General features: G+C 68.5%; 16 protein-coding genes. 7 read left to right on the top strand and 9 right to left on the bottom strand.

All coding sequences use genetic code 11. The features are described from left to right. Positions 1-2 precede the first annotated feature (2 nt). From FDA38_RS27470 to FDA38_RS27455, 4 genes are all read left to right on the top strand, one after another. A complete protein-coding gene (locus tag FDA38_RS27470; protein WP_137257027.1) occupies positions 3-1,067 on the top strand; it encodes an NAD-dependent epimerase/dehydratase family protein in 1,065 nt (354 codons plus the stop codon). 156 nt (positions 1,068-1,223) lie between these two features. Continuing rightward, complete coding sequence (gene tal / locus FDA38_RS27465; RefSeq protein ID WP_137257026.1) at positions 1,224-2,351, top strand: transaldolase; 1,128 nt, start codon at positions 1,224-1,226, stop codon at positions 2,349-2,351. Between the two features lie 156 nt (positions 2,352-2,507). Continuing rightward, complete coding sequence (locus tag FDA38_RS27460; RefSeq protein WP_137257025.1) at positions 2,508-3,680, top strand: alcohol dehydrogenase catalytic domain-containing protein; 1,173 nt, start codon at positions 2,508-2,510, stop codon at positions 3,678-3,680. Further along, positions 3,677-4,621, top strand: coding sequence for an SDR family NAD(P)-dependent oxidoreductase (locus FDA38_RS27455; RefSeq protein ID WP_137257024.1), 945 nt, complete (start codon positions 3,677-3,679; stop codon positions 4,619-4,621). The genes FDA38_RS27460 and FDA38_RS27455 overlap by 4 nt, the downstream gene beginning before the upstream one ends. Here the strand turns inward: FDA38_RS27455 and FDA38_RS27450 are convergent. Both FDA38_RS27450 and FDA38_RS27445 read right to left on the bottom strand, forming a co-directional pair. Next, positions 4,618-6,210, bottom strand: coding sequence for a phytoene desaturase family protein (locus FDA38_RS27450; protein ID WP_137257023.1), 1,593 nt, complete (start codon positions 6,208-6,210; stop codon positions 4,618-4,620). The genes FDA38_RS27455 and FDA38_RS27450 overlap by 4 nt on opposite strands. 10 nt (positions 6,211-6,220) lie before the next feature. Beyond that, the gene (locus FDA38_RS27445) at positions 6,221-6,898 is read right to left on the bottom strand and encodes an ANTAR domain-containing protein (RefSeq protein WP_137257022.1); all 678 of its coding nucleotides are present in this window, start codon (positions 6,896-6,898) and stop codon (positions 6,221-6,223) included. Between the two features lie 54 nt (positions 6,899-6,952). On the opposite strand from FDA38_RS27445, the gene FDA38_RS27440 reads away from it, so the two are divergent. After that, on the top strand, positions 6,953-7,450 hold the full coding sequence (locus FDA38_RS27440; protein ID WP_137257021.1) for an SRPBCC family protein: 498 nt from the start codon (positions 6,953-6,955) through the stop codon (positions 7,448-7,450). Positions 7,451-7,468: 18 nt separating this feature from the next. On the opposite strand, the gene FDA38_RS27435 is transcribed toward FDA38_RS27440, so the two are convergent. From FDA38_RS27435 to FDA38_RS27405, 7 genes are all read right to left on the bottom strand, one after another. Next, complete coding sequence (locus FDA38_RS27435) at positions 7,469-8,200, bottom strand: GAF and ANTAR domain-containing protein (RefSeq protein WP_137257020.1); 732 nt, start codon at positions 8,198-8,200, stop codon at positions 7,469-7,471. A gap of 52 nt (positions 8,201-8,252) precedes the next feature. Then, complete coding sequence (locus FDA38_RS27430) at positions 8,253-8,987, bottom strand: GAF and ANTAR domain-containing protein (protein WP_137257019.1); 735 nt, start codon at positions 8,985-8,987, stop codon at positions 8,253-8,255. A 4-nt stretch (positions 8,988-8,991) separates the two neighbouring features. Then, positions 8,992-9,360, bottom strand: a complete 369-nt coding sequence (locus tag FDA38_RS27425) for a hypothetical protein (protein WP_233714962.1) — start codon at positions 9,358-9,360, stop codon at positions 8,992-8,994. 730 nt (positions 9,361-10,090) lie between these two features. Next, the gene (locus FDA38_RS27420) at positions 10,091-10,510 is read right to left on the bottom strand and encodes a nitroreductase family deazaflavin-dependent oxidoreductase (RefSeq protein WP_137257017.1); all 420 of its coding nucleotides are present in this window, start codon (positions 10,508-10,510) and stop codon (positions 10,091-10,093) included. After that, positions 10,507-11,418, bottom strand: coding sequence for an alpha/beta hydrolase (locus FDA38_RS27415; RefSeq protein ID WP_137257016.1), 912 nt, complete (start codon positions 11,416-11,418; stop codon positions 10,507-10,509). The genes FDA38_RS27420 and FDA38_RS27415 overlap by 4 nt, the downstream gene beginning before the upstream one ends. Before the next feature lie 234 nt (positions 11,419-11,652). Continuing rightward, positions 11,653-12,534, bottom strand: a complete 882-nt coding sequence (locus tag FDA38_RS27410) for an NAD(P)-dependent oxidoreductase (RefSeq protein WP_137257015.1) — start codon at positions 12,532-12,534, stop codon at positions 11,653-11,655. Further along, positions 12,531-13,493, bottom strand: coding sequence for an aldo/keto reductase (locus FDA38_RS27405; RefSeq protein WP_137257014.1), 963 nt, complete (start codon positions 13,491-13,493; stop codon positions 12,531-12,533). Before FDA38_RS27405 ends, FDA38_RS27410 begins: the two co-directional genes overlap by 4 nt. 162 nt (positions 13,494-13,655) lie before the next feature. Between FDA38_RS27405 and FDA38_RS27400 the strand changes: the two genes are divergently transcribed. After that, entirely contained in the window at positions 13,656-14,174 is a 519-nt protein-coding gene (locus FDA38_RS27400; protein WP_137257013.1) for a hypothetical protein, read from the top strand. 59 nt (positions 14,175-14,233) lie between these two features. Next, entirely contained in the window at positions 14,234-15,718 is a 1,485-nt protein-coding gene (locus FDA38_RS27395; protein ID WP_202877855.1) for a GAF domain-containing protein, read from the top strand. The last annotated feature ends 58 nt before the right edge of the window (positions 15,719-15,776 follow it).

The following is a 15,776-nucleotide window of genomic DNA, read 5'->3' as shown; positions in this document are numbered from 1 at the left end:
TCATGCAGATCGCCATCACCGGCGCCAGCGGAAGCGTGGGCAGCGCCTTGATCCGGCGCCTGCAAGCGGCCGGCGAACACGACATCGTCGCGGTGGCACGCCGAACTCCCGACTACGCCGTGATGGATGGACCGAGGTGGGTGTCGATCGATCTGTCGGTCCCCGACAGCGGACACCTTCTCCGTCTGGCGGTCAGTGGTGCCGATGCGGTGGTGCATCTGGCGTGGGGATTCCAGCCCTCGCATCAGGTCGAGTACCTGGAGGCCGTCGGGGTCGGTGGGACGCAACGGGTCCTGGACGCCTGCGCCGCGATGGACGTCGGCCAGATCGTTCACATGTCGTCCGTAGGCGCCTATTCACCCAAACGCGACATGTCCCCGGTGGACGAGCGCTGGCCGGTGAACGGGGTGCCGAGCTCGTCGTACAGCAGGCACAAGGTCGCGGCCGAGAGACTGCTGGATTCCTTCGAGCAGACTGTCGATGGTACGGCGGTTGCCCGGTTGCGGCCTGGGATCATCGGCCAGCGTTCCGCGGGGAGCGCACTGCTGCGGTACGCCCTGCCGGCGCTGCTGCCTGCCAAGGCTGTCAACGCAGTACCGGTGCTGCCGATGCCGGCTGGGTTGTCGATTGCGATGGTGCATGCAGACGACGTTGCGGATGCGATCGTTCGTGTCCTGCAGCAGCGCGCGGTCGGAGCATTCAACCTGGCGGCGGCGATGCCGATCAGCGCGGCGATGATCGCCGACGCTCTCGGCGCCCGTTGGCTGGACACCCCGATCTGGCTGGTCCGGGCATTGATGCGGGCCACCTGGCAGGCACGGCTCCAGCCGGTGGCTCCGGGCTGGCTGGATCTGGGGTGCGCCGCGCCTGCCCTGGACAGCACTCGAGCGAGGCAGGAGCTCGGCTGGTCGCCGGCGATCGATTCGATCACGGTCCTGCGCGAGACTCTCGACGGAATGGGGCACGCCGCAGCCGGCTCCACCGCAGTACTACGCCGGCGTACCGTGCTGGGCGAATTGTCCGACCTCGTAGGCCGTGGTCTGGTCAGTCATCGGCGCCTGCCATGAACGTGGCGACGAGAGGCCTGTCCGACGCTGCCGACTGGCTGGCGAGCGCACCTCGGCCCGGGGTATCGGACGTGTGTTCCGGGCCATCACCCGACTGCGGTAGGCCCCCACATTTCATCCGCGGGGTATGACGTTGTCGATCCGATTGGAGTAACGATGAATGACCGTTTGAAGGCCTTGGCCGATGCCGGGGTTTCGATTTGGCTGGATGACCTGTCCCGAGAACTCCTGGAGTCCGGCGAACTGGCGAAGCTCATGGAGGAGGATTCGGTGGTCGGCGTCACGACAAATCCGACCATCTTCGCGAAGGCCATCGCCGACGGTGAGCGCTACAACAAGCAGCTCCGCGAGCTCGTCTCGACGGGTGAGTCGGTCGAGAAGGTGGTCTTCGCACTCACCACCGCGGACGTGCGCGATGCGTGTGACCTGCTCGCACCGCTGGCGACGGGCAACTCAGCAGACGGTCGGGTCTCGATCGAGGTCGAACCTACGCTGGCCAACGACACGGCCGGCACCATCGAGTCTGCTGAAGCACTGTGGGCGGCCGTCGACCGGCCGAACGTGCTGGTAAAGATCCCCGCCACCAAGGAGGGGCTGCCTGCGATCACCGCCGCCATTGCCCAGGGCATCAGCGTCAACGTCACTTTGATCTTCGGCGAGCAGCGCTATCGCGAGGTCATGGACGCCTACCTCACCGGCCTCGAACAAGCCGGCTCCAACGGCCTCGACCTCGGGCAGATCCAGTCCGTTGCGTCGTTCTTCGTCAGCCGAATCGACACCGAGGTCGACGCCCGGCTCGAGGCTGTCGGGACCAGCGCTGCTCTCGAGCTGAAGGGACACGCAGCCTTGGCCAATGCCCGGCTGGGCTATGCGGCGTACGAAGAAGTGATCGCGACTGAGCGCTGGAAGCGGCTGGCGCAGGCAGGCGCACACAAGCAGCGTCCGCTGTGGGCATCCACCGGGGTGAAGTCGAAGGAGTATCCCGACACGATGTACGTCACCGAGCTGGTCGTGGCCGGCACGGTGAACACCATGCCGCGGGCGACCATGGAGGCTTTCGCCGACCACGGCGTGGTCGAGGGCGACCGCGTGACCGGCCGAGCCGGCACGGCCAGGAGCACACTCGAGCAGATCACCGCGGCCGGCATCGACTTCGAGGACGTCCTGAAGACCGTCGAGCACGAAGGCGTCGACAAGTTCAAGAAATCCTGGATCGAACTCACCGAGACAGTCACCCAGCAGATGGCCGAAGCAAAGACCCGGCCGGAGAACTCCAGCCGCTAGGCGTGATCCGTACGACGGGTGCGGTTCCGGTGCTACTGGTCTGAACACCGGAACCTCGACTGCCTGAGCGCGCGCGATCAGGCACCCGTACCGACCCTGTGCCCCAGCTGAACCCCATAGCCTGGTTGGTCGGAGTCGGAGCGGGTACCGGTCGACATGAAAGCATTGACTTGGCAGGGCAAACGCAAGATCGAGTACTCCGATGTGCCGGACCCGGTGATTCAGGAGCCGACCGACGCGATCGTCGAGATCACCTCCTCCGGGATCTGCGGGTCGGACCTGCACCTGTACGAGGTGATGGGCCCGTATCTGCAGGCCGGCGACGTGCTGGGGCACGAACCGATGGGCATCGTGGTCGAGACCGGTGCAGAGGTGACCAACCTGAAGGCGGGGGACCGGGTGGTCGTTCCGTTCGGGATCGCGTGCGGCAATTGCTTCATGTGCAACCGCGGCCTCCAGTCCCAGTGTGAGACCACTCAAGTGCGCAAAGAGGGCATGGGTGCGGCATTGTTCGGCTACACGCGGCTGTACGGGCAGGTTCCGGGTGGCCAGGCGGAGTACCTGCGGGTTCCGCAGGCGCAGTACGGCCCGATCGTCGTACCGGCAGGACCGGCCGATGATCGCTTCGTGCTCTTGTCGGACGTGCTGCCGACGGCCTGGCAGGCAGTCGAGTACGCCGCGGTGCCGGACGGCGGGACGTTGGCCGTGATCGGACTGGGCCCGATCGGTGACATGGCCGCGAGGATCGGTCTGCACCGCGGTTACCGGGTGATCGGCATCGATCTGGTTCCCGAGCGGATCAGCCGGGCCCAGGCGCGCGGGGTCGAGGTCGTCGGGTACTCCGATGAAGCCGCCGATCAGGTGCGGGAGCTGACGAACGGGCGTGGCCCGGACTCGGTGATCGATGCCGTCGGGATGGAGGCACACGGGTCTCCGAAGGCGCAGGTCGCCCATACGCTTGTCGGGCTGCTGCCCAGCGGTGTAGCGGAGAAGATGATGGAGACGGTCGGCGTGGACCGGCTGGCGGCGTTCTACCTGGCGATTGAGATGGTTCGGCGCGGTGGCACGATCTCGTTGAGCGGCGTGTACGGCGGAGCCGCCGATCCGCTGCCGATGCTGACGATGTTCGACAAGCAGATCCAGCTGCGGATGGGGCAGGGCAATGTGCGTCGCTGGGTGGACGACATCCTGCCGCTGCTGATCGACGAGGATCCGCTCGGCGTCGACAACTTCGCCACCCACCGGATGCCGCTGTCCGAAGGCCCGGCGGCGTACGAGATGTTCCAGAAGAAGCAGGACGGGGTCGTAAAGGTGCTGCTGACGCCGTGACCCGCGTCGTCGTGGTGACCGGAGCCTCGAGCGGCATCGGGCTGGCAACGGCCCGCGCGTTCGCTCGTCAGGGGGACCACCTGGTGCTGGCGGCGCGCTCGGCGGACAGCCTCGCCGTCGCCGAACGGCTCTGTACTGCCGACGGTGGCAGGGTCTTGGCAGTTCCGACGGATGTGGCGGACGCCAAGCAGGTCGACGAGTTGCTAGCGGCAGCCGAGCGCCGCTTCGGGCGCGTCGACGTCGTCGTACACGCGGCTGCAGTCCTCGCGTACGGACGATTCGAGGACGTTCCCGGCGACATCTTCGACCAGGTGCTCACCGTCAACGTCCAGGGCACTGCGAACGTCGGGCGCTCGGCATTGCGTGGGTTCCGTCGCCACCACGGCGGCACGCTGATCGTCGTCGGCTCCTTGCTCGGGAGGATCGCGACGCCGTACCTCAGTTCGTACGTCACCAGCAAGTGGGCGATCCACGGCCTCACGCGCTGCTGGCAGATCGAGGCCCGATCCCAGCCCGGCGTCGAGGTCGCGCTGGTCTGGCCAGGCTCGGTCGACACTCCGGCCTACTCGCAGGCCGCGAACTACGCGGGTCATGTCGGCCGGCCACCGCCGCCGATCGATCGGCCGGAGAAGGTCGCACAGCGCATCGTGCGGCTGGCCGACCGGCCGTCGCGCTCGGCATCTGTTGGACCGGCCAATCACCTGACGGTGTTCGGGTTCCGCCGCCTACCTGCGGTGTTCGACGTCCTGGTGACTCCGCTGATGAAGGCGGGTGGTCTGTCTCGCGACGAGGTCGGCCCGCATCCCGGCAACGTGATGAAGCCCTCGCCGGCAGGCGACGCCGAGCACGGTCGTTGGGGCCGCCATTGGCTCCGGCCAGTTGCCGGTACGGCGGTGGCGGCCGGGATCGTTGCCGTCGCTTGGAATCGCCTGCGCGGTTAGCGGGAGTGGGAGAGGGCGGCGCGGGCCGCGTTGGAGCCGCAGGCGCCGTGTACGCCGCCGCCGGGATGAGCTGAGGCCGAGGCGAGATACAGCGACTTGATGGCGGTCTCGGCGCGGCCGAGGCCGGGCATCGGGCGGAGTACGAGTTCCTGTCGCAGGCCGGACGTCCCGCCGTTGACGGCGCCGCCGACGAGGTTGGCGTCGCGTCGTTCGAGCTCCAGCGGGGTGAGGATCCGGCGTGCGGTGATCGTGTCGGTGAAGCCTGGGGCATAGGCCTCGACGCGCGCCTGGATCCGGTCGGCCATTGCCTCGGCGTCGGCAGCATCCCATCGCCCGGTGAGCTCGCCGCCGGCGTCAGCCCGGATGCGCTGCGGGACGTGGGTGTAGGCCCAGGCGGCCTCCGTTCCGGCCGGGGAACGGCTCGGGTCGGCGGTGGTCATCTGTCCCATCAACAGGAACGGCCGGTCCGGGATCAATCCGGCGGCCAGCTGATCGGACCATCGGCGCAGATCGTCGACCGAGTCGGCGAGGTGTGCGGTGCCAGGAGCCAGGGCCGGCGTATCCCGCCAGGGGATCGGTGAGCTGAGGGCCCAGTCGACCTTGACGGTGGCGGGGTCCCACTTGAAGAACCGCAGCCGCTGCAGCACGTGGTACGGCAGGTCCTGCCGGGGAATCAGGTGACAGTAGAGAGCGGGTGCCGACACGTCCGCGAGTACAGCCCGGCCGGCGTCGTACTGCGTGCCGTCGACGGTCCGTACTCCGACCGCTCGCCGATCCTTGATGACGATCCGGTCGACCTCGGCGTTGCACACGATCGTGCCGCCGCGGTCCGTGAAGCGGTCGGCCAGTGCCTGTGACAGCCGTCCGGCGCCGCCGCGGGGTACGGGATAGCCGTGCTGCTGGGCGATCATCACCAGCAGCCAGCCCATCAGCCCCGAGCCCATCGCGGTGGGAGCGATGTCCGCGTGCTGCGAATTGGTTGCCATCAGCAACTTCGCGGCCTCGCCCGCGAATCGTCGATCACCTACGGAGCGAACCGGGCCGAGCAGAAGCTGTAGCCGTCTCAGTCCGCGCGGTCCCAGCAGATGTCGGAGCAGGTCGATACCTGCACGGACGGGCGGGAACGGCGCGAGCAAGGCGTCGGTGACTGCCGGGCCGACACGCTCCCAGTCGGCGTACAGATCCAGCCAAGCCTGCCCGTCTCCTGCGGCCCGCGCATCGAGCGCGGCGGCGGTGTCGGCGGGATCGGGGTGGACGAGTGCCCAACCGCCGGAACGCAACGGATTGCCGACCGGAGATGGCGCGTTGGACCACTCCAGACCGTAGGCGCCGAGATTCAGGTTCCGGATGGTGGGCGAAACCGCCGCCAGCGGGTAGAACGAGCTGAAGGTGTCGTGCACGAACGAGGGATCGAGGTCCCTCGAACTGCGGACCGCGCCGCCGATCGCGTCGTTTGCCTCCAGCAGTACGACGTCCCAGCCGGCGTCGACCAGCAGATTCGCTGCCACCAGCCCGTTCGGACCGGCCCCGACGACAACCGCATCGCTCCCGGGTCCAGCGCCTTCTCGAGGTCCTGACGCGGCGTCCACAGGCCGGCGCTCAGTTGCCCTTGGCAAAGGTCGCGTTGAGATCCTCGGCGATCTTCCGCAGTTTGACGTTGCCGTCCTGGGAGAGCCGGGTGAGGAACGCGAAGGCGCGCTGATCGGTGAGTTTGTAGCGCTCCATCACGATGCCGACGGCCTGGCCGATCGTGGTCCGGGTCCGAACGGCTTCCTGGAGGCTCTGGATCTCCCGCGCGTAGTCGATCACCGCGGCGGACTGGTGCGCGAACAGCTGGCCCAGGGCGCCGAAGTCGGCGAAGGAGCCGACGTTTCGGGAATAGAGGTTGAGTGCGCCCTGCGACTTGGGCGCATCGAACAGCTGGATGCCGGCCTGTGCCCGGACGCCGGCCGCCACCGCCACCGCCGCATAGCGGACGAATCGTGTGTCTGTTGCCATGTCGGGTGAGGCGACGTGCACAGCGTTGGTAGCGGCTGCGTAGCAGGGACCTTCCTGCAACTCGTACTGCGCCGCATCCAGACCCAACAGCATGTCGTCGGTCGGCGCCGCAGTCTCCAGCCTGCCGTCGGCGTGCCGCACGGTGATGCTTGCGTAGTCGACATCGGGCAGCACTTCGACCGCTGCTGCGGTGATCCGACTCAGGGTATGGTCAAGATCACCCGGAGTCAGCGATTTCGAGAGCCGGAGTGCTGTTTCGATCAAGCGTTGCTCGTCCACGCTCGCTCGGTACCCTCTTCGGCGCCGGAGGATGCCCGTGGGTACAGATTGAACATGAGCGAGAACGTGTGGGTTGTGCGGGCTTCGGTCGCGGATGTGTTCGCGGTCCTCGGCGATGGATCGTCGTACGCGGGGTGGGTGGTCGGCGCGGCGCGCGTCCGGTCGGTCGATGACGGGTTCCCGGCGGTCGGGACGAGTCTTCACCACTCGGTCGGTGTCTGGCCGTTCCTGCTGAACGACGTGACCACGGTCGAGGAGTTCGAGCCGGACCACCGGTTGGTGATCAAGGTGCGGGCCTGGCCGGCCGGCGCCGGCCGGGTGGAGTTCGTTGCCACCGCCCGCCCCGACGGCTGCCTGCTGGTGATGCGCGAGCAGGCCGTCGAGGGCCCGGCGAACGTGTTGCCGGGCGCGGCGATCGACCCCGTCCTCCACTGGCGCAACTCCGAGACACTGCGCCGCCTGGCCTACCTGGCCGAATCGCGCGCTGAACTGCACCAGACCCGTTCCGCCGACACGTACCCGACCGACGGTGTCCGTGCGCCGATGAACTGATCGACCGCCGACCGTTCCTCAACGGTCGGCGGTGGATCTGAGCAGGTGCACCGGCAGGATTCCGTCGATGACGGCTGTGGCGACGGTACCGAGTTGCTGGTGGTTTCGGCGGGCGTAGGTGCGCAACAGTCTGAAGGCCTCGTCGACGTCGATCTGGGCTCGCTCGGACAGGACGCCTTTGGCTTGTTCGAGCAGGACGCGGCTGTTCAGGGCGGACTGAAGTTGCTCGGACAGGACTTCGGCCTGCCGAAGGGTCCGTTCGTGCAGCAGTCCGACGGTGGCGATGTCGGACAGCGCCTGGCCGAGGTCGACATCGGAGTCGCTGAGGGTGGCGCGCTCGATACAGAACAGATTGAGTACGCCGAGGATCTGGCCACGCAGCCGGAGCGGAATGGCGTGCGTCGAGCGATAACCGGCCGCCATGGTCGCGGCGTGGAATCGCGGCCAGCGCTCGGCGACCTCGGCAAGGTCGATGTTGACGATCCGCTTTCCGGTGGAGAAGCAGTCCAGGCAGGGACCTTCGTCGTTCTGCAGGACGAACAGTTCCACCAGTCTGGCCTCGTCCGTTGTCGAGGCCATCACGTGCAGGACGCTGCGCTGGTCGGCCAGGATCAGGCCGGCCGCATCGGCCTGCAGGAGTTCGACGCTGCGCTCGCACAGAGTCTGGAGGAGGTCGAGGACGTCGAAATCGTCGACGAGAGTGTCCGCGAGTTCCACGAACACCTCTGTGAGTCGCTGCTCCCTGCTCATGAGGTGCTCCCTTTCCGGACCGGTTGGTTGGTGCGATGTGTCGGTCCTGGTCTTATTCATGATGGTCGCCGTCGGGATAGAAGGTCACCTGCCGGTCGACCACGTCTTGTGCGAGCTCGACCAGTCGGCGTTCCTCGGCGTACGCGCGGGCCCGTAGCAGCAACAGCGCGTCATTCATCGAGACCGATGCCTGGACGGTGATCATGCCGGTGGCCTGGTGGATCTCGCGGTGTCCGTCGGCCGCTTCGGCCAGCTGCGGATGGAGTTCGCCGGGTGACGTCGCGTGCTGCAGATCCAGCAGGATGGTTGTCGCCGCGGCGGCGTAATCGAGGGCTTCGGCGAGTTGCAGGCTGTCCAGCGGGCCGGGTGTGTCGCGGTACAGGTCGAGGACGCCGAGTCGGATCGCGCCGATCTGAAGCGGGAACGCGAAGATCGCGGAGATACCGGCCCGGGCCGCGGCGGGGGTGAATCCTGGCCATCGCGCCGCTGCCTGGGTCAGATCGGGTTGCAGGACCGGGCGCCGATCGTGGAACGCGTTCAGGCAGGGGCCTTCGCCAAGGGTCTGCTGCAGGTTCTCGACCACGTTGGCCGCGTCGTCACTGGCGGCAAGGATGCCGCCGTGACCGGTCGAAGTCATCAAGGCGACGCCGGCGCCGGTGACCGGGACTGCTTTGGTCGCCGACTCGCACAGCCTGTCCCACACGGTGCTGCCGTTCGGCCCGGGTGGATCCGGGTGGTCGACGGCGAGAAGCTCCAGCAGGATCTGCCGTACGCGCAGCGACGCCATAGATTCACACCCGTCCTCGGCGTTCAAGGCTGTCGTCGGCCGGACGCGGGTCGGCAGCCTCGAGATCTCTCAGGCCGGACGTCAGCAGCGCAGCCACCGCGGGGAACGACAAGCCGAGCAGCTCAGCGACATCGTCGACGCTGTGATCGCCGCACTGCACCAGGGCGATCGCGGCGCGTTGCTGCCGAGCTGTCTCGTTCAGCCGGGCCATGCGTTCCAGAGCCGACCCCGGCTGGGGTCGGTCCGTCTCCGGCCGGTCCCGGCTGCAGTACAGATACGTCTGCCGGGCGAGCTCGCGGCGCAGGCTCCCTGTCGGGACCGCGACGGTACGGGTGGGATCTGCGCAAGCCCGGGCCACTACCTCGACGACCACCGCCTCCGCACGAACCGGATCTGCTGCCGCCGCGCGGGCCACATGGAGCAAAGCCGGGCCGTGACCGTCACAGATCGCGGTGATCGCCCGGCTGTCCCCGCGGGCAGCCGCTTGCAACAGAGTGTGTGACTCGATGGTGGATGCGTTGCTCGGCGCCGAGCCCCGGGTTCGGCGAAGCCGCGACCTGAGTGTTCCAGACATTGAAGACCCCAATTCGTCAGCGCTCCATGAGCGCCGCCGGGTCCGGGGCAGCGACTGGTCGTTACAAGACGGTACCCGTCTCGATCTGCCGACAGTACCGATCCCGTGGAGGCACTTCGGAGCCGACGCGCCCCCGGATGGGTGGACAAGCGCACAAAATGACGTCGCGGGCGTTGTGCGGTTCCGGATCGGGGTTCATCGGCGTACATTCGAACTGAGCGCGCCGCAGGTTGCGGCGCTGGTTGGCTGCCCTGGACCCGGCGGTCCCCGCCGTGATGGATTGTGTTGGGGGCTGGGTCCATGTGTTCTGATCGCCGTACCGGCGTCAGTCGATCAAGGTGTCGCACGCCTGCTCAGCACGGACGTCCTCCCATCCCCGCTCCGCGATGCCGGCGGCCGCATCCGTTGATGACGGATCCACTGCCTGGGGACGCTGGGAGCGGCGCCCCTGCCGGGTACGGCACCCTCCTGCCGTATCCGGCGAGGCGGTACCTCGATCGATGACGGCCGCAGGTCGCCGAGGGGCAGGTTACCGGCGCTTGAGTTCGAGGACGGGGATGGTGCGGATGCCGGCGGTCTGGCGCTCGTACTCGGCGAAGCCTGGGTAGCGCTGGGCCTGGACGGCGTAGATGCGGTCGTGGTCGGGGCCGGTGATCTCGCGGACGGTGACGTCGTACGTCTCGGTGCCGCGCTCGATCGTGGCGTTGCCGGCGGCAACGAGGTTGACGTACCACTCCGGGTTGGTCGCCGCCCCGCCCTTGGTCGCGAAGATGTAGATGCTGTCCGGGTCGTCCTCGTTCGCGAGGTACATCGTCGGGGTGACGTACTCGCGTCCGCTCTTGCGGCCGCGGTGGTGCAGCAGGAGCATCGGGGCGCCTTCGAATGGCCCGCCGACGCGGCCCTCGTTTGCGCGGAACTCGGTGATGGTCTGGTCGTTCCAGTCGCTCATGTGGCACTCCTGCCGGGGTAGATGAGGTACGCCGAAAGCAGGCGGCCGGCCCGGTCCAGTGCCGTGGCGCCTTCGTCGAGGATGGCGTGGTAGGCCTGGAAAACGTGGGGTACGCCGGGGGTGATGTCGAGCGTGACCTCGACGTCGGCGGCCGCGGCTTCGCGGGCAAGGCGGACGGCGTCGTCGAGGAGGACCTCGTGGGATCCGGCCTGGATGACCAGCGGCGGCAGGCCGGAGAGGTCCGCGAAGATCGGGCTGATCAGGCCGAGCGCGGGATCCTGCCCGGCGGTGTAGTCGGGGATCCGGGCCTGGAGCGCGTCCGGGCTCATCAGCGGGTCGGCGTCGCGCTTGGTCTTCATGGTCGCACCGGCCAGCGTCAGGTCGACGTATGGCGACATCACGTACGCCGCGGCCGGCAACGGGATCCCGTGGTCGCGAGCGTTGACCATGGTTGCGATCACCAGACCGCCGCCCGCGGATTCGCCGGCGAGCACGATGTCGGCCGGCGCGATCCCGCGCTCCAGGAGACCTCGGTACGCCGCCAACGCGTCGTCGACTGCCGCCGGGTAGGGGTGTTCGGGGGCGAGGCGGTAGTCGACGGAGATCGCCGATGCCTCGGTCCGGCGGCCGATCTGCGAGGCGAGGTCCGCGGAGAGCGCGGCGTCGCCCATCACGTACACGCCGCCGTGGAAGTACAGGACCGTGTGCCGAGGCTCGATCCCGTCGACGGTGACTTCGGCCGTCGGCACCCCGCCGATTTCGCCGGCTGTCACGGTCAGGTCGGCAGGCAGCGGTTGTGCCGACAGCAGTGCCTTGAGTTGGGCCCGCTGTTCCTCCAGCCCGATGTCGGCCGGAAATGCACCCTGCCGCAGGATGGCGTCCAGGGTCGAGCGCTGCTCGGTAGTCACCGACGATCTCCCTTCACCCATGAAACCACCGCAAGTCTCACTAACGGCTACCTCCTCCGGCATCGCCGGATTCCGGTGATTCGCCCGGCCGGCGTGACCCGGCCGACCTTCTACAACAGGTACCGAAGTCCGCTCGAGCTCCTACTGACCGTGGCTGACTGACGGAAAACTGAGCAAGCAGGACCTCGTCGACGCCGTCGTCGCCTGCGCACCATCGTGGTGGCGTTGAGGAGGTCAGTGGCGACTGAGGCGTTGGAGGACTTCGAAGACGCCGGCGATGTCGCGGCGTTCGTAGCCGAGGGCTCGGGCGAGGGTCAGGATCTCGTCGGCACTGGTTGCTGTTGGCAACGGTACTGCGAGCGTGCGTCCGGTCTCGAGGGCGAGCACCAGGTCCTTCTGCATCAGGCGGATGTCGAACCAGGCTTCGTCCGGAAGGTCGAGCAATAGCGGTTCGCGGGCCTGGAGCATCGGGGAGCCGATCGGGCTGGCGGTCATCACCCGGAGAGCGAGTTCACGGTCGACCCCGGACCGCTCGGCGAGCAGCAGCCCTTCGGCCATCGCCAGGACCTGCACGGCGAGGCTGATGTTGATCCCGAGCTTCAGCGCGAGCCCCTGACCATTGCCGCCGATGTACGTCGGTCGGCCGAGCTCGCCCAGGACCGCCTCGACCCGGTGGTACGCCGTCTCGTCGCCGCCGACCATGATCGTGAGCGTGCCGGCCCGCACCTGCGGGACACTGCCCGACACCGGTGCGTCCAGGAACTCGGCGCCCGCCGCCAGGACGCGGTCCGCCACCTCACGGCTGGCCTGCGGGCTGACCGTGCTCATGTCGATCCAGACCTGGCCGCCGGACAGGGCGGGAGTGATGCTGTCGGCAACGAGCTGTAAGGCCGCGTCGTCCGGGATGGAGGTGATCAGGACGTCCGCGGTCTTCGCGAGCTGATCGGCGCCGTCGACCCATCGCAGTCCGGCTGCGATCAGTTCCTCGGCTCGCGCACGCGTCCGGCTCGTGCCGTGGACCTCGTAGCCGGCCCCGAGCAGACGCGCCGCCATCGCGCCGCCCATGTGGCCGAGGCCGACGAACCCGATGACGGGACGGTCGCTCGCCGTACTCACCGGCCTGCCCCGATCGTGGTCAGATCGTCGGCGTCGAGCTCGAGTCCGGCCGCGGCGAGGACGCCGTCGACCTGCTCCGGCCGGCGCGCGCCGACGATCGCTCCGTCGACGGCCGGATTGCGCAGCGTCCAGGCCACGGCGACAGCGCCCGGCGTCACGTCGTGGCGGGCGGCAACGGTCTTCAGCCGCTCGACCAGCTGGAGGTTCTCGGACAGCCGCGGTTCGCGGAAGCGTTCGTCGTTGCGGCGCCAGTCGTCGCTGGGCAGCTGCGCGATCCGCTCGCGGGTCATGGCGCCGGTCAGCAGGCCGGATGCCATCGGCGAGTACGCGATCACGCCGATGCCGTGCTCGTCGGCGTACGGCAACTCGGCCTCGATCTCGCGGTCGATCAGCGAGTACGGCGGTTGCAGGGTCTCGACCGGCGCGATGTCCTGGATCTGTTGCAGTTGCGGGATGTCGAAGTTCGAGACGCCGATGTGGCGTACGACGCCCGCGTCCTTCAGCTCGAGCACGGCCGACCAGCCTTCTTCGAGGTCGTGCTCCGGGATCGGCCAGTGGAGCTGGTACAGGTCGATCGCGTCCACCCCGAGCCGTTTCAGACTCCCTTCCGCCTCGCGCAGGATCGAATCGCGTTTCAGGCTGTGGACGACGGTCCGGTACCGGCCTTCGAGCAGCGAGGCCTTGGTGAACACGTACGGGCGTTCGTGCTCGGGCAGCCCGGCGACCGCGCGCCCGACGACCTCTTCCGACCGTCCGAAGCCGTACGCCGCGGCAGTGTCGATCCAGTTGACTCCGCCCTCGAGCGCCCGGTGGATCGCGGCGATCGAGTCGTCGTCGGCCTGCGGGCCCCACCCGAACTCCCAGCCTCCGCCGCCGATCGCCCAGGCTCCGAACCCGATCCGGCTGATCTCCATCCCGGTGTCACCCAGCGAAACGGCCTTGATACCCGCGTCTTTCATCGTCTCCACTCTTCCCGTCGACTGCATGCTGTCCCCAGCATCGCCAACCGGAGCAGGGTGAGACGTCCTTGCCAGCCGTCCTTGTATCCCCCTGGTAGCGGGAACATCGGTTGGACGCTGGCCGGGGCGATCGACTCCCGCCCGGCACGGGATGCTGGGGAAATGAAGCCTGAGCGACGCCGGCGTCTGATGCGAGTGAGGACGCTACTGGCTATCGGACTCGGACTCGCCTGGATGATCCTGCTGCTGGTCGCCGTTCGTCACCCTGCGTTCCGCGTCGCGGCCGCCGCACTCCTGGTCGCGATCGCCGGCTCTGCGGCTCTGGACGGCGCAATGGCGCTACGGCGGTCGGTACGGAATCGGCGGCCCGGCGCAGCGTTCCAGCCGACCGGTCCGCCGATCGAGGAGATCGCTGCGGCGCTTCGGCAACTTCTGTGGGACCACGACGAACTGCTGCGGGCGTCCGAGCGGGACAGGTCTGCAGGGCGACTGCGATGGCTGGAGAAGCGGATCGGCGACCGCGCCGTACAGGCGGCGCGAGCGATCGAGGTGCGGCATCCGAACCGGCCGGCGGGCGGTTACAGCAGGCCGCAACTGCGTCGGCTGTTGCATGAGCTGACCAATGCCGGTCTGGTGCTTCCCAGCTCGGTCGTGCTGCTTGCGCCCGACAACCGGCCCTGAGGGAGGCGCTGCTGTTGCCTGCCGTTGTGCGGTCAGGACGGCGATGGGACGCTCGACAGGTGGTGAGCCTCGGATGGGTCCGGCTCCGCGGGTCGTTGCTGCTGCGGTGCGTGGCCGCGTTGGCAGCCGGAGCTCTTGCCTTCTGGCTGGCCGCTGTCGTGTGTACAGCGGCCCGGGATCACGTGCCCGCGGTGGTTGTCGGCGTACTCCTGCTGATCGTTGTCTTCGGCATCGCTCGGCTCGGCGGGATCACGTACGCGCTCCCGGTCGGCGTCGCCGTGATCCTGGCCTTCGACTGGTACCTGCTGCCGCCGTTGCGCACGCTGGACGCGGCCACCGTCCTGCTGCTGGTGCTGTTCCTCGTGATGTCGGTGATCGTCGCCGCGGTGACCGCCGAGGCCGGTCGCCGCTCGGTCGAGGCCGAGAGGGCCCGTGGCGATCTCGCCGACACCCAGGCCGCGCTGCGCCGGCTGGCTCTGCTCGTCGCGGCCGGCGAACCGCCCGCAACCGTGTTCGGGGCCGTCACGCAGGAGGTGGCGCGGCATTTCGGTGGTGACACGGCCCGGATGATCCGCTTCGAGCCCGACGGTACGGCGACGTTGGTCGCCAGCGACGGGACGACCGGGCCGCATGTGCGGATCGGTGGCCCGTGGGAGGGCTATCCGCCGACCGGCCTGACCGCGACGGTACAGCGCACCGGACAGGCCGCTCGGGTCGACGACTACGCCTCGGTCCCGGGCGGTGAACCCTATCTGCGCGAAGGCCTGCGTGCGGCGGTGGCGATGCCGGTCCACGTCGACGGGCGGGTGTGGGGGCTGATCGCTCTCGGCTCGAGGCATGGGCCGTTGCCGGCCGGTGCCGAGGACCGGTTGACGGACTTCACCAACCTGGTCGCGATGGCGGTGGCGAACGCGCAGAGCCGCGCGGACGTGATGACATCGAGGGCTCGGCTGGTGACGGCGTCGGACGAGGCCCGCCGCCGGATCGAGCGGAACCTTCACGACGGCGCCCAGCAGCGGCTGGTGTCGCTGGCCCTCGGTCTGCGGTCGGCAGCGACCGGCTTCACCGGGTCGGAGGAGACCCGGGCCGAGATCGAGCAGATCGCGATGGGGCTCGTCGAGGTGATCGACGAACTGCGCGAGCTCTCCCGCGGGATCCACCCGGCGATCCTGTCCGAGTCCGGACTGGGCCCGGCGCTCCGGGCGCTGGCCCGGAGGTCGACCGTCGAGGTCAAGCTCGAGGCCCGGATCGAGGGCCGGCTTCCGGAGCCCGTTGAGGTGGCGGCGTACTACGTCGTCTCGGAGATGCTCGCCAACGCGGCCAAATACGCGCAGGCGACCGCTGTCCACGTGCGCGCCGAGATGTCGGACGGCCAACTCCTCCTCGTCGTACAGGACGACGGCATCGGCGGCGCCGATCCGGCCCGCGGCTCAGGGCTGGTCGGACTCAAGGACCGCCTCGACGCCCTCGGCGGCTCGTTCACCGTCGACAGCCCGCCGGGCGCCGGTACGAAAGCTGTCTGCGAGCTCCCGATCAGCAGCTGAGTTCCTGCTAGCGGGAACGCGACGATTCCCACCACCGTGCTCCTCAGTTGGGTGCTCA

This window comes from Kribbella jiaozuonensis (genome assembly GCF_005233875.1).
GTDB lineage: Bacteria > Actinomycetota > Actinomycetes > Propionibacteriales > Kribbellaceae > Kribbella > Kribbella jiaozuonensis.
The sequence above is the reverse complement of the archived record's forward strand: the minus strand, read 5'-3'. Positions and strand labels throughout refer to the sequence as shown.